Origin of the sequence: Fibrobacter succinogenes (assembly GCF_902779965.1) — a bacterium.
In the GTDB taxonomy this organism is placed as follows: Bacteria; Fibrobacterota; Fibrobacteria; order Fibrobacterales; family Fibrobacteraceae; genus Fibrobacter; species Fibrobacter succinogenes_F.
In genome coordinates, this window is the sequence record NZ_CACZDK010000006.1 from 29,921 (window position 1) to 43,653 (window position 13,733).

11 protein-coding genes and 1 tRNA gene are annotated in these 13,733 nt (G+C 48.5%); 7 read left to right on the forward strand and 5 right to left on the reverse strand.

Translation table 11 applies throughout. The annotated features are described in order from the left end of the window. The first annotated feature begins 1 nt into the window (after position 1). The 5 genes from HUF13_RS04295 (at position 2) to HUF13_RS17250 (ending at position 6,019) form a co-directional block, all read left to right on the forward strand. Positions 2-676, forward strand: coding sequence for a winged helix-turn-helix domain-containing protein (locus HUF13_RS04295; protein ID WP_173473972.1), 675 nt, complete (start codon positions 2-4; stop codon positions 674-676). Further along, on the forward strand, positions 673-2,061 hold the full coding sequence (locus tag HUF13_RS04300) for an ATP-binding protein (protein WP_173473973.1): 1,389 nt from the start codon (positions 673-675) through the stop codon (positions 2,059-2,061). Before HUF13_RS04295 ends, HUF13_RS04300 begins: the two co-directional genes overlap by 4 nt. Beyond that, on the forward strand, positions 2,058-3,764 hold the full coding sequence (locus tag HUF13_RS04305; RefSeq protein ID WP_173473974.1) for a Na/Pi cotransporter family protein: 1,707 nt from the start codon (positions 2,058-2,060) through the stop codon (positions 3,762-3,764). Before HUF13_RS04300 ends, HUF13_RS04305 begins: the two co-directional genes overlap by 4 nt. 97 nt (positions 3,765-3,861) lie before the next feature. After that, positions 3,862-4,785: a hypothetical protein gene (locus tag HUF13_RS04310; RefSeq protein WP_304038804.1), complete on the forward strand. Its 924-nt coding sequence runs from the start codon at positions 3,862-3,864 to the stop codon at positions 4,783-4,785. Continuing rightward, entirely contained in the window at positions 4,742-6,019 is a 1,278-nt protein-coding gene (locus HUF13_RS17250; protein WP_304038805.1) for a T9SS type A sorting domain-containing protein, read from the forward strand. The genes HUF13_RS04310 and HUF13_RS17250 overlap by 44 nt, the downstream gene beginning before the upstream one ends. Positions 6,020-6,421: 402 nt before the next feature. Here the strand turns inward: HUF13_RS17250 and HUF13_RS04315 are convergent, their stop codons facing one another. Further along, the gene (locus tag HUF13_RS04315) at positions 6,422-8,197 is read right to left on the reverse strand and encodes a DNA repair helicase XPB (protein WP_173473975.1); all 1,776 of its coding nucleotides are present in this window, start codon (positions 8,195-8,197) and stop codon (positions 6,422-6,424) included. A 190-nt stretch (positions 8,198-8,387) separates the two neighbouring features. Then, positions 8,388-8,460, reverse strand: a tRNA-Thr gene (locus HUF13_RS04320). 113 nt (positions 8,461-8,573) lie between these two features. Between HUF13_RS04320 and HUF13_RS04325 the strand changes: the two genes are divergently transcribed. Beyond that, the gene (locus HUF13_RS04325; protein ID WP_173473976.1) at positions 8,574-9,257 is read left to right on the forward strand and encodes a tetratricopeptide repeat protein; all 684 of its coding nucleotides are present in this window, start codon (positions 8,574-8,576) and stop codon (positions 9,255-9,257) included. Between the two features lie 150 nt (positions 9,258-9,407). After that, positions 9,408-9,698 (forward strand): hypothetical protein, encoded by a 291-nt coding sequence (locus tag HUF13_RS04330; protein ID WP_173473977.1) that lies wholly within the window; start codon positions 9,408-9,410, stop codon positions 9,696-9,698. Between the two features lie 10 nt (positions 9,699-9,708). Here HUF13_RS04330 and HUF13_RS04335 read toward each other — a convergent pair whose 3' ends face one another. The 3 genes from HUF13_RS04335 to HUF13_RS04345 all read right to left on the reverse strand — a co-directional run bounded on the left by HUF13_RS04335 (position 9,709) and on the right by HUF13_RS04345 (position 13,727). Then, positions 9,709-10,716 carry a rhomboid family intramembrane serine protease gene (locus tag HUF13_RS04335; RefSeq protein WP_173473978.1) on the reverse strand — a complete coding sequence of 336 codons (1,008 nt, stop codon included), beginning with the start codon at positions 10,714-10,716 and terminating at the stop codon, positions 9,709-9,711. Positions 10,717-10,923: 207 nt separating this feature from the next. Next, positions 10,924-12,561, reverse strand: coding sequence for a PHP domain-containing protein (locus HUF13_RS04340; protein ID WP_173473979.1), 1,638 nt, complete (start codon positions 12,559-12,561; stop codon positions 10,924-10,926). Next, complete coding sequence (locus HUF13_RS04345; RefSeq protein WP_173473980.1) at positions 12,561-13,727, reverse strand: hypothetical protein; 1,167 nt, start codon at positions 13,725-13,727, stop codon at positions 12,561-12,563. The genes HUF13_RS04340 and HUF13_RS04345 overlap by 1 nt, the downstream gene beginning before the upstream one ends. Positions 13,728-13,733 lie beyond the last annotated feature (6 nt).

Consider the following 13,733-nt stretch of genomic DNA (forward strand, 5'->3'; position numbering starts at 1 on the left):
TATGATATACATTGTAGAAGACGATCTTGAAATCCGCGAAATGGAAGCCTATGCACTTAGGAGCAGTGGCTTTGAAGTTAGTGCATTCGATTGTGCTAAAAAGCTGGATGAAGAGGTCAAAGTCTGCGTTCCGGATTTGTTCATTTTGGACATTATGCTCCCCGGCGAAGACGGTCTTAGCATTTTAAAGCGTCTCCGTGCTCAGGAAAGCACTAGGATCGTCCCGGTCATCATGCTGACGGCCAAGGGCTCCGAGCTGGACAAGGTCAAGGGCCTTGATTTGGGGGCCGATGACTATATTGCAAAACCCTTTGGCATTTTGGAGTTTGTTTCGCGTGTCAAGGCGTTGCTCCGTCGATCGAGTATAAATCTTGAAGCCGAAGAATCGAAAGTTATTTCGCTGGATGGCGTTACGCTCGATGAGGCAAAACACACCGTGGTGGCTGGCGGCGACAATGTGGAATTGACGTACAAGGAATACGAACTTCTGAAATTGCTCTTGTCGCACCCGGGGGTTGTCTATTCAAGGCAACAGATTTTGGAAAAAATCTGGGGTATCGATTTCAAGATGGACACGCGGACCGTCGATATGCACATTAAGACGCTCCGACAAAAACTGGGCGAGCAAGGGTCAATCATTCAAACTATACGTAACGTCGGGTATAAAGCGCAATGAAAGACCGTATACGATACAGCTTGATTTATATGGGTGTCATTGCCGCCCTCTTGGCTGTATTTTTTACGGTGCGAGTCTTCGAAGACGAAATGGCGGACCAGCTCAAGGTCCACTTGCGTGAAAACCTGCGGTTGATCGAAACTGCCTACATTGACGAATCGCTCGAAAGCAAACCGCAAAATTTGGCACGGTTTGCTAGTGCCGACTTGCGAATCACGTTGATCGATTCGACCGGTAAAATCATTTACGATAGCGATGCGAAAGCCGCCGAAATGGAAAACCATTACAATCGCGAAGAAGTATTCGATGCGATGGAAAAGGGCTTTGGCGAAGACCTCCGCTATTCTTCTACCTTGCAGGCCAAGGCGTTTTATTTTGCAAAGCGACTGAAAGACGGCAATGTCTTGCGCTTGGGGATGCGTCAGGCGAATTTGCAGCAAGCCTATTCAAAGACGATGCCTTACCTGATTGCCTTGTTTGCGGCGGTTGTCGCGGCGGCGATTCTGATTGCGATTGGGCTTAGCCGTGCGTTTATCAGCCCGCTTCGGAAGCTCGTGGACCAGTTAGGCACTCCCGAATGGATGAATATCGAGAACGTGTACAAGGAAATTGAGCCGCTCGTCAATACTATCCGCAAGCAGGATCTCGAATTGCAATTGACGATTGAGCAGCTTTCGAACGAAAAGCAGAAAATCTCGCACTTGAAGGATGAGTTTACTGCGAACGCTTCGCACGAACTGAAGACTCCGCTGACCTCCATTTCGGGCTATGCGGAACTGATTGAAAGCGGCATGGCGAAACCCGAAGACGTCAAGATTTTTGCAGGCAAGATTCACAAGGAAGCGAAACGCCTCCAGTCGATTGCCAACGATATCATTACACTTTCCAAGCTCAATGACCGTGAAAGCGAACCTTTGGACCTCAACGAAGAAATCAACCTTTGGAATCTGGCTCAGAGCTGTATCGAAGGCTTGATGCTGAATGCGAACAAGAAAAATATCCAGCTTTCGCTTGACGGCAACCGCAATTCCGAAATTACAGGAAATTCGAAATTGCTTTTCGAAATGATTTTCAACTTGGTGGACAACTCCATCCGCTACACGGAACAAGGCGGAAAGGTCGTTGTCGTCGTTGAAGAAAACGCCATTGTCGTGAAAGATACGGGCATTGGAATTCCTGAAGAATGCCAGTCCCGCATATTCGAACGGTTCTACCGCGTGGACAAGAGCCGTTCCAAGGAAACTGGCGGCACGGGCCTTGGACTCTCCATTGTCAAGCACATTGCCGAAGTCCATCATGCTGCAATACATCTGAAATCGACTGTCGGATTCGGCACCGAAGTCAGAATTGATTTTAAATCTTATAAAACAACTAAGGTCGTATGATACTCGCTATTTTAAAAATGATAGGTTGCCTTGCTCTCCTCATGTTCGGCATGAAGACGATGAGTGAAGGCTTGCAGAAACTTACCGGTGGACACCTCCGTACTGTTCTTGGGACTATGACAAAGCATCGCGTGGGCGGACTTTTGACCGGTACGTTCGTGACCGCCGCCGTGCAGTCTTCGACGGCAACGACTGTGATGACCGTGAGCTTTGTGAACGCGGGACTCTTGACGCTGAAACAGGCTATCCCCGTGATTATGGGCGCAAACATCGGTACGACAGCGACCGCGTGGATCATGTCGATTTTCGGATTCCAGTTCAACATGAGCAGCGTTGTTTGGCCGTTCTTTGGGCTTGGAATCGTGCTCACGTATGTCCGCAAAAATAGCGTGAAGAGCTTTGGTGAATTTGTTTTCGGTTTTGCCTTTATGTTCCTCGGCCTTACGACGCTCCGCGAAAACGCCGTGGCGATGGATTTGTCGCACAACCAGACGATTATCGACTTCTTTGCCTCGACGGGTGGCTGGGGCATTTTCAGTACGCTTTTGTTCCTCTTGCTCGGCGGCATCCTCACGATGTGCGTGCAGTCTTCGGCAGCCATCATGGCCATTACGCTTATCCTTTGCAGTAGCGGCGTGCTCCCGATTTACCAGGGCATTGCACTTGTGATGGGTGAAAACATCGGTACGACGGTGACTTCGAACTTGGCGGCTCTTTCGGCAAGTACGCAGGCTAGGCGCGCGGCTTTGGCTCACATGCTCTTTAACGTGTTCGGCGTGGTGTGGATTCTCATTGTATTTAACCCGTTCGTGAATATGGTTTGCCATGTGGTTGGCTTCGATCCGACATTTGTGCCGCAAACTCAAGAAGAAATCGCCCAGGCGAGCGTTCGTGTGACGTATGCGCTTTCCGGATTCCATACGGCATTCAACCTTTGCAACGTGCTCCTTTTGATTTGGTTCATCAAGCCGATGGAAAAGCTCATCTGCAAGATTATCAAGGACAAGGACGATGGCGAGGATTTCAAGATTCAGTTTATCAGTGCAGGCCTTATGAGCACTGCAGAACTTTCGCTGTTCGAAGCTCGTCAGGAAATTAGTTTGTTTGTGGAAAAGACCGAAAAAATGTTCCACATGGTGCCGGATCTTTTAAAAATAAAAGATGAAAATGAATTCAATAAGCTTTTTGAACATATTGAAAAGTACGAATCTATTAGCGATAGTTTTGAAGTCGAAATCGCAAATTACCTGAACCAGGTGTCGGCGGGTCGGTTGAGCCCGGCTAGTAAAATGGCTCTCCAGTCCATGATGAAGGAAATTTCTGAAATTGAAAGTATTGGCGATGCCTGTTTCAATATGGCTCGTGTCATTCGTCGAAAGTTCCAAGGCGAAGAAGACTTTACCGAAGAACAGTATAGCCACATTGACCAGATGATTAAACTCTGTAACGATGCACTTGCGCACATGGTGGCTGTTGTTGAAGATGTTCCTTTGGCAAATGCTCCAGATGCGTTGAAGTTTGAATACCTGATTAACGATTTCCGCAAGACGCTCAAGGAAAAGAACGTCGAAGATATCAATGCCCAACGTTATAGCTATCAGATTGGTGTACATTACATGGATATCATTAACGACTGCGAAAAGCTGGGGGACTACGTGGTGAACGTCGTCGAGGCGCACGTGAACCACCGCCTGTCGAAGTAATCGGGGCGAGCATCTTATGATACTTTTTTATATTTACTGCCCAAAGGGTGACCCACTTTTTGTTTTGGGTTGTGTATAGAGGAGATAGGAGGGCTATATGAAAAAAATCATGGCGTTGGCTTTTGCCTTGTTCTTTGCGGTAGCAAATGCCGCTGAAACTTACGTAGCTTCGGAAAAGATCACGCAACAGGTTCTGTCAGGGGTACTTACCCAGACCGTGTATGCTGGCGATGAAATTAAGCCGATTACGATTCTATATGAAAATACTGGCCTTGCCGAAAATGTTGTTCCAGAATATTCATCGACGAACTTTTTGGAAAATTTTGGATTGTCGAAAAGGTGGGTGGGCTCTAGATGTGAAATTGCGGGAGAGATGAGAGATGATATTCCCGCTGGTACGTACAATGCATTTATCGTCGTCCAGGACAATGAAGGCAAGCACGCCAAGACTGAGTTCAAGTTCACTGTGCTGGAAAAAGAAGAAACGTTGTCTTTAAAATGGAATAAAAGTAGCGGTGACGTGAATCAGGAAGTTACTGCGGGTAAGTCTATTACACCTATCGTTTTCGATTACGAGGGAATAACAAGTTATAGCGTGAGTGGACTCCCGTCTGGACTTGTAAAGAATATTGATGAAAAAAAACATAAAATCATGATTGTCGGCTCTGTAAATAGCGATGTAATGTCTGGTGATTATGAATACAAAGTCACTGTTAAGAACGACCAAGGCGATGAAAAGAGCATGTCGGGAACGATTGTTGTGAAAAGTGGCAAGGCTCGCACATCAATAAAACTTGTTAGTGAAAAAGCAAGACAGGAAGTCCTGGCGGGCAATGAGATTGAGCCTGTCGTGTTCGAGTTTGCAAATGTTCATGTCGATGAAAGTTTATCTTCATTTAAGTTCGAAGGATCGTTAAAAGGATCGTTTGCGTATAGTGTAGAAGGAAATAAGCTCACGTGCAGTGGAACTGTAGAATTTGAAGGGTGGATTATACACGATAAGAATTATTGCAATTGGTGAAAATAACAATGATACTGCTTTTGCAAACGTTGATGTGATTCATAAGTCTGTAGAGACGAAGGTATATGTCATTGAAAATGAAACGCAGTCGCTGACTGCCGGCGATTCTATCAAGCCGATTGTTTTCAAGGTAGAACATGGCTCTAATTGTGAGCTTGCGAATTTCCCGGGTGGTTTCGGGCTTAAAAAAGATGGTAATACGGTGACTATTACAGGGCTGGTTGAAGAAAATGCTAAGGGCCCGTATGAAGTTGTGCTTAAAGTCACTGGTGCCGACAACAATGCGAGTGCAAAGGCGACGATTAATGTAGCAGCTGGGATTATGTCGTTCGATGTTATTGAAGGTAGCGATAATCAAACGGTTGTTGCTGGCCAAGAGATTGTTCCGATAGTTTATCAGTACAACCATGTGAAACTTATTAATGGTAAAAAAATCCTTGCTGATTTGAAAGTGGAACAAGATAAAGAAAAAAAGCAAGTTAAGATTTATGGAACTGTGGATCCTGAAATGGCGGCCTATGAATACGTTTATTGGTTCGAACTGACGGACTATTATGGAGAAACAAAGACTGTAACGGGCAAGATTAATGTTGTGCGTGAATTGAGCAGCTCTAGCGTTGCGGCATCTTCGAGCTCAGAGGCGACATCTTCAAGTTCCGCGAAGTCCAGCAGCTCTGCCGTGCAGTCCAGCTCTAGCGTTGTGGCATCTTCGAGCTCAGAGGTTGCTTCTTCAAGCTCTGCAGAGGTCCTGCCTTCTAGCAGTTCTGCAAAGCAGTCCAGCTCTAGCGTTGTAGGGTCTTCGAGTTCGGAGGCGACATCTTCAAGTTCCGCGAAATCCAGCAGCTCTGCCGTGCAGTCAAGCTCCAGCGTTGTGGCATCTTCGAGCTCGGAGGCGGCATCTTCAAGTTCCGCGAAGTCCAGCAGCTCTGCTGTGCAGTCCAGCTCTAGCGAAATGGTCGAATCCTCTTCGAGCGAAATGACCACTAAGGTTGTGACGGTGGCGACGAGCGGTGTGAAGTTCGGCTATGCGAATAATGCGCTGACGGTTGCTGTGCCGACATCTTCGATGGTGCTTGTGCAAGTGTTCGACTTGACCGGCCATCTGGTCGAAACGTTTGCGGAACCTGTGAATGGCACAAAGAGCATTAGTCTCGCTCATTTGAACAGGGGCCATTATCTGGTGCGCGTAGAAAGTGTCGGCATGGTGCGTACGGCACGAATTGCTGTGAAGTAAGGTCGGCTTTTATAGTTCGCAATTGTGAAAATGCAAAAAAGGCTTCGCGAAAGCGGAGTCTTTTTTGTGAGACTTGACTGGATTCTTCGCGGCTATTCGCCACTCAGAATGACGTAGAAGCCGAGAGTAGCGAGAATGCTTGCATTCTGATTACCGAGGCGCCCCAGTCAAGCCTTGAAAAGGAATGACGTAGAAGCCGAGAGTAGCGAGAATGCTTGCATTCTGATTACCGAGGCGCCCCAGTCAAGCCTTGAAAAGGAATGACGTAGAAGTCGAGAGTAGCGAGAATGCTTGCATAATAGTCGAAGTTAGAAGCGAGTATAGCAAGGCCGCAGACCCCGAAGCCGTATATAAATACGGCGAGTGGGTCGAGAACGTCGCTAGATGACGCTTATAACGGGACTACGATCTTGCAGCGAGTTCCTCGGGCGTCCTCATAAGAATGTCCCAGTCGCCGCGCTTGATGATTTTATAGGCATAGCCCTGTTCCGTGAGGAACAGCTGGCGGTTCATCGCGAATTCCTGTTCCTTGGAATCTTGCGTCACGATGCTGTAGAAGTGTGCGGCACCGCCATCGCTCTTCGGACGCAACACGCGGCCGAGGCGCTGGGCTTCTTCCTGGCGGCTTCCGAATGTACCGGAAATCTGGATAAGCACGTTGGCATCCGGCAAGTCGATAGCGAAGTTACCGACCTTCGAGACCATGAGGTTCTTTTGTGCGCCAGAACGGAATGCGCCGTAAAGCTTTTCACGTTCCTTGTTCGGTGTCTTGCCGGTAATCAGCGGGATCTGCAAGTCTTCGGAAAGCGCTTCGAGCTGGTCGATGTACTGGCCGATGATGAGCACGCGGTCGTCTGGCTTGCTGAAATACTTGAGCAAACGTTCGACGATGTCCGTCTTTTCGGGGTTCGTGCTTGCTAGCGTAATCTTGTCGCGCACGGGGGCAAGGGCGTACTTCATCTTGAGTTCCGGATCCATCGGGATGCGGATTTCGTTGCAGTCGGCGGTTGCAATCCAGCCTTGGGCTTCCAAGATGCGCCACGGAATGTCGAACTTCTTGGGTCCAATCAAGCTGAACACTTCAGTTTCTTTATGGTCTTCACGGACGAGCGTTGCCGTAAGGCCCAAGCGGCGAGTGGCCTGCATTTCGGTACTCAAGCGGAACACCGGAGCCGGGAGCAAGTGGACTTCGTCGTAAATCATGAGACCCCACTTTTCTTGGCTAAAGAGCGGGAAGTTTGCAAGTTCCTTCTTGACCTCTTCTTCGGTCATTTCTGGTTCCTTGCCTTCCTTGTTTTCGTCGCCCTTCTTGGTGCGCTTGCGTTGCGTCAAGATTTGATAGGTGGCAACCGTCACCGGACCGATTTCCTTCACTTCGCCGGAGTATTCCTTGACCTGGTCGAGCGTGAGATTTGTCTTGTCGCAGATTTCGCGGATCCATTGGCGGGAAGACGAAATGTTCGGAGTCAAAATTAAAGTTTTAGTTTGTACCAAAGCCATGGTGGCAAGGCCAATCACAGTCTTACCGGAACCGCAAGGGAGGACGATTACGCCGGAGCCGCCCTTTTCGCTACCGCTCGCGTAGAACACTTGTGCGGCATCCTTCTGGTAATCGCGGAGGTAGAACGGCTTTCCGGAAACTGTTGTTTCGCGGAGTCTAATCGGGAGCGGGTCGCCAACGGTGTAACCGGCCAAGTCTTCAACCGGGAAGCCAGAGTTTGTAAGGACCATCTTCAAGTGGCCGCGGCGTTCCGGGTCCACAACAACATGCGTGTCGTCGATGTATTCGATGATGAACGGTTCCACATCCCTCAGCTTGCAAATTTCGAGGAACATTAATTTATCATCAGATTCCATCATCAAGCGGCCGTCTTCTTTCTTTAAACGAAGCAGGCCGTAGCGGGCCATGTAGTCTTCGATTTCGGTAACGACTGACGGCGGTATGGGGTAGCGGCTTTGGCTCTCGAGTCTTTCAAGAACTTCGGGAGCGCGCAGGCCTGTTGCGGCTGCGTTCCACAAGCTCAAATGAGAAATCTTATAAGTGTGCAAGTGCTCCGGGCTTTTGACAAGCTCTGTAAAAGGGGCGATTGCATCACGTGCGGTGGTATAATTTGGATTATCGACCTCGACCATGATTTCGAGGTTACTTTGTACAATAATTGCGCCATTCGGATTCATAGAGCGACAAATTTAGTTATTTAGGGCGCGTTTCGCAAGTCGTTCGTTTTTGCTGAAAATCTTACTTTTAGGTTTTAGGGGTAGGTGAATAATTGTGGCTTCGCCACTTTTTGAAGACGAGCGAAGCTCGTGATGCTTTTACTACAACCAAAAGAAAAACTCCCCGGACTTATATCCGAGGAGTCTTTCGAGCCGCCCAGCAGATTTGAACTGCCGACCTGCTGATTACGAATCAGCTGCTCTACCAGCTGAGCTAGAGCGGCGAAGCGAGAACAAAGATAGTAAAACGATTAATTCTTGTCAAGATTTACTGACAACCTTTATTTTTTTTTCTATGATTGGTCTACGAGAAAATTTTTAACATGGAAGCTTAACTATGGCTAACGAATCTAATAATAACCAATCTCTTAGAGCATTCTTTGTCCAGCATGGTACGAAGATTGTTGTGGCATTCGTCGTTCTCTTTGCTCTTGTTGCAGGCATTGTGCAGTATAAGGAAGCTCGCAAGGTTGCTGCTGCTGAACAGAGCGAACTCATTGGCATGGGTCTTACTTACCTCTATGCTGGTGAAAAGGATAGCGCCCTCGTTGAATTCGAAAACAAGATTGCTTCTGGCAAGCTCGAAGGCCTTGCTCTTGCTAAGGCCGCTCTCTTCGCCGGTAACATCAAGTTCGAAAAGAAGGACTACGATGGTGCAGCACTCCTTTTCCAGACCACTCTTGACAATGCGGGTTCCGTTGCTCTCGTGCGTTCGGCTGCCATGCACGGTCTTGCCGCTGTAAAGATGGAAAAGGGCGACTTCTCTGCTGCCGCAAACTTCCTCGAAAAGTACATTGCTGAATACGGCAAGCGCACTGGCGACAAGGAAGACCGCTTCCAGAAGGACGAACCGGCTGACGAGGTCCCGATGGTTGCTGACGCCATGTGGAAGCTCACTCTCGTGTACCAGCAGCTCGGAGCAAGCGACAAGGCTAAGGCTACGGCTGAAAAGTTGCTCCATGTCTATGGCGACAACCGCGGTCTCTCTGACAAGGCAAGAAAGTTCCTCGCCACTCTTTAATTGTTGATTTTTTTGAATTTAGGCTCGTCTCCTTATCGGGGACGGGCTTTTTTGTATTAAAAAGAACTTCATAAAAATGAATTTACACTTGGTAAAAGCTTTATAAGTTATATTCTTATTATCCACAACAAAAAATATGGAGGGAGCGCCATGAAAATATTTTTATGGGCATCAACAGTGGTCGCCGTATCATTGTCTTTTACAGCATGTGGAGATTCGCCGGAGAAATTTGTAAATGATGTGGTTGACAGCGGCATCAAGTGCGAAACGCATGAGTACGACAAGGCCAAGTGTGATCAGCTGGTGGCTGAGTTCAAATCGCGTAACCACAATTTCAGCGTAGAAGAACAGGATGAAATTCGCAAACAGGTTGTGGAAAGGTTCTATGTAGAACTGAAAAAACTGGATGAAAAAAATGTGAAAGTCGGCTCCGCTCTTTAATGAATCGCTATCAGATGGCTAGTGCCCAGCCGATGGCGAATAATGCATAGTAAGCGAGAATCCAAAAAATATCTGTTACTTCTGTAGGCGCTCCCCAGCGGAGCGTTTTCTTTTTGGGGATGAATCCGCAAAGGAGGCCTGCGATGAAACCGTACAGGTGGCCGAGGATGTCGGCATTTTCGCCGAGGCCGAGGAATACGGCGAGCGAGGCGGCGCCGCAGAGCGGCGCGAATCTGCGGAGCATGCCGTGCGTTTCGCGCGGCATGAGACGGAATTCAATGACGGCGAGGCAACCGATGGTTGCAAAAACGAATCCGGAAAAACCGATAGAACGAAAGTTTGTCTGCACTGTAAGCGCTACAAAAAAGTTGGCAATTGCACTTGCGACGGCGAGAAACGGCACGAGTTTTGCAAGCGGGATGCGGTAGTGCAGGAGGCTTAAAGCGAGGAACCCTGAGACGAGATTTGATGCAAGGTGGCGGCTGTCGCCGTGGAGTGTCATGGCGGTAATTGTGCGCCACCATTCGCCGCGCAGAATTTTTGCGGCATCGGCAATGCCTGCGTTGTGCATTTGGATGAATACATCTGAAAAGTCGAGCAACGTGCAGATGACGGGAACAGCTAGCACCCATAGCGGCTGGAGTGTGAGCTTTAGCGGGAGGGGCGGATTCTCATTGCGCGGTGGATTCTCGCGGTGGTAAAGGCGAATCTGGAATTGGGCGGCTCTACGTTTGTCGGGCTCCACAAAAATCTGGAAAGGACCGTCTTCGGAAAGCTCGATGCGGTGCGAAATTCCCTGCGATAAGAGAACGAGACTTTCATCGCGAATTTGTTTGAATGCGCCTTCGCTGATGCGGATGTCGGAAGGCTGTTCGGGCTCGTCGTTTTGTTCGATGGAGGATTGAGCGGACTCTTGATTTGTCGGCAAGATTGCGTTTGGGCCAACGGCGCGAGACTCTTCGTCAAGTTTATCTGTAACTGGCCTGCGGCGAATCATCGGCGACATAAAACGGGGCATGGCTACCTTCCTTTTGCATCGTTAGTAAAAACGGACATTTTATTCTCACTGTTTTTGTTTAAAAGCAAACCGCGTGCCAAAAAGGGAAATCTGCTCAAAAAAGTAAAAATTCACTAAAAACCAAAAACAATAGGTTCCTCACTTATTCAAAAGATAACATGCAAATGTTTCAAAAGCAAATGATTAAAGCATTTTTTTGAAACTCTGTCAGAATATCTGAGCTGCCGAGGTGAGAGCGAATTTTCCTGTAGCCGTTTCGCATTCGGCGCGCACATAGGCAAAGCCGAATGTCGCGACGGGAATATCGGCGTGGTCTGGGGCTGCGATGAGGCTGCCGAGCATGATTTCTTCGGTGGGCGCGAGTTTCCCGTTCGGGAGCTCACGGCGACCGTAGATGCGGATGTAGCGGAAGCCGCCTCCCATTTCTTTGTTGCTGCGGGCGTGGAATGTGATGCCGTTGTCGTCGCGTTCCCACCAGAGGGCGGGCCCGTCTGTGATGTAGCAGTTGTCTGCGGCGAAGGCGGCGTTGATGGCGTCGAGGGAAAGCGGGGATTCTTGTTTTGCTTCGCTTCCTACTTCTAACTTCCTACTTCCTACTTTAATTACCGTGCGGACATTTCCGAAAATATGCGCTCGTGTGTGCTTGAGCGATATGAGCGGTAAGCTCACTGCGGTCATGCTGTTCAAATCGCCATGAGCATCGTTCCCGCCGATGGGCAATAAATAATTGCCTTTGCCTAATTCATTTATCCAAAATTCTCGACCGAGCTTGAAGCCTTCATCGCGAATGCCATTCCAGAACTGGAGTCCGCGAATGGAATGATAGCCTTTGATATTCAAGTCTTCGGGTTTCCAGTAACCGCGGCGGAAAACAAATTTTTCCAAGAGTCCCATTTGCTGGAACGGGTGCGCTGCAAAGCAATGCGCTTCGGTCATGTTCAGAATTTGCTTGATGCTGCGTGTGGGCCTGTTTTCGAGCCAATAGCGGCCGCAGTCGCCAAGTCCCGGGAGGTAACCTTCGGGGCCGAGGACGGTCATGTGCACGTTTTCGCCTTTGCTGTTGCCTGCGGAAACTTCTTCGCCTGCTATCATGAGCGGTAAGCGATTTCCGTTTTCGTCTGTTTTCGGGAGCGCCGCAATTTCTTCGCGCAATTTTTGGAATCTGGGTACAGGCGAATCGGCTTCTTTGGTGAAGTCTTCTTGCGTGAAGGCGAAATCATAAGCGTGATCGGTGCAGCTCACAAAATCGAGCCCGACTGCTTTTGCCGCCTGTTGCAAGACTTCGGGCGTGGCGCCGTATTCCACGTGGTCTGCGGAGTAATACGTGTGGCAATGCATTTCGCCCGCGGCGTAGCCGAGAGCTATGGGCAACTCTTCGTTCAAAACTTTAAAGCGGAGCGGAACGGGCTTTAAACGCGGCAAGTTCCAGCGTTCAAATGTTTGCGTTTTTCCGTTGCGTTCGACTGTCAATTTGCAGTGCGCTTCGTAAGTGCTCGCCGGAATTTTTCCAAGCGCAATCGGGATAAATTTCATCTGCTCGTGGACTTCGATGTTCAAGTCTTTGCGGATGACGATGCCCGATTGTTGCGCATTTTTTATTTGCGAATCTTGAGGCTGCGCATCTTCTGCCCGCACTTTTAAAACGATTTCCGCATTTTTAATCGTTGTCGGGAATCGGTCGGCGTCACGCACGACAATCCATAACATGGGTTCAACACCTGGTACGAATTGGAACGGTGCGTCGAAAATGATTTCGGGCCACGGTTTGTAAAGGAGCGACCAGGGTAGCTTGAACTTAAAATGCGTTTCGGCATAACGCAATTTTTCCCCTGGTAAAAAACTCATCAGTCCCCTTTCGTTTTGATTTTTTCGGCGGGTGCGGTAGGCGAGCTTTTGGCCGGTGCGTTTTCTGGTGTAGCCGGTTCTTTTGCAGCTTTTGGCGCGGTTTTAGCGGAATCCAGAGTTGCGTTCGCTGTATCTGTTGCGACTTTCGCGGTACCTGTTACAACATTTGCGCTATCTACAATTGCTTTTGCGGTGTCGGCTGCGACTTTTGCAGAATCTTGAACTGCTTTCAACGAATCTGTAACAGTGGTGATTGCGTTTGTCGAGTCAACTTTCGCGCTATCTGCAATTACGTTTGTCGAATCTTTTTTCGTATCGTCGATAATCTTGACTTTGGGTTTCTTTTCATCGTCATCATCATCGTCGTCGTCTTTAGGCTTTGGTTTGTTCCACAGCCCAAATGAACCTCTAATTTGCAATTGTATCCCACCAAGGTTCCACTTAGCTTTTTCATCTGGACCATTTGGCACAATGTCCGAGAATTTCTTGTTCGACTTCACGGAGATGGAATTAAATCCGATGTCGCCATAAAGTTTAAAGCTCTTCCAGGTTGCAAAAAGGTAGCCCACGCTTACGCCAAAACCAGCACCCAAGAGCGGTGTTTCGGCATCGAGTTTACCCCAGGTGGTGTAAATTTCGGTGCCCGGCAGCACCCAGTACCAACGCACGGCCAAGCTGAAAAGTCCGCCCGTGCTGAGCGTGATAAAATTCTTGGGCAATGCAAATCTGTATTCCAAATAAAAAGGAATGCCTTGCAGTGTGTATTCGTAACTGTGCGTGTTGCTCTTGCGGTCGGTCAAAACCACTGATTCGTTGTCGTAGATAAAGCCGACGCCTGCGCTTAAAAAGTGGTCTTCGACAAATTGCCACTGGATTCCGGCGGTAATCGGAAAGCAAAAATTGACTTTCTGGAAATCCTGTTTTGCGACGTTCAAGGATTCGGCGCTGTTCACAGCGTTTTCTTTGAATCCATAATAGAGGGTGTCGATGGCTTCTTGGAAGTATTTGCGTTCTTCAAAGCTGATGAACGAAATCGACGGTTGCAAAAAGACCGACAGAATGGAATTGTCGTGGTCCAGCTTTTCTTCGCTCGCGGCAAAACCTGTTGCTGCAATCAACAAAACGGCAACGAGCGAAAAAATGATATTTCTGGACTTCGATTTCATCCGGTC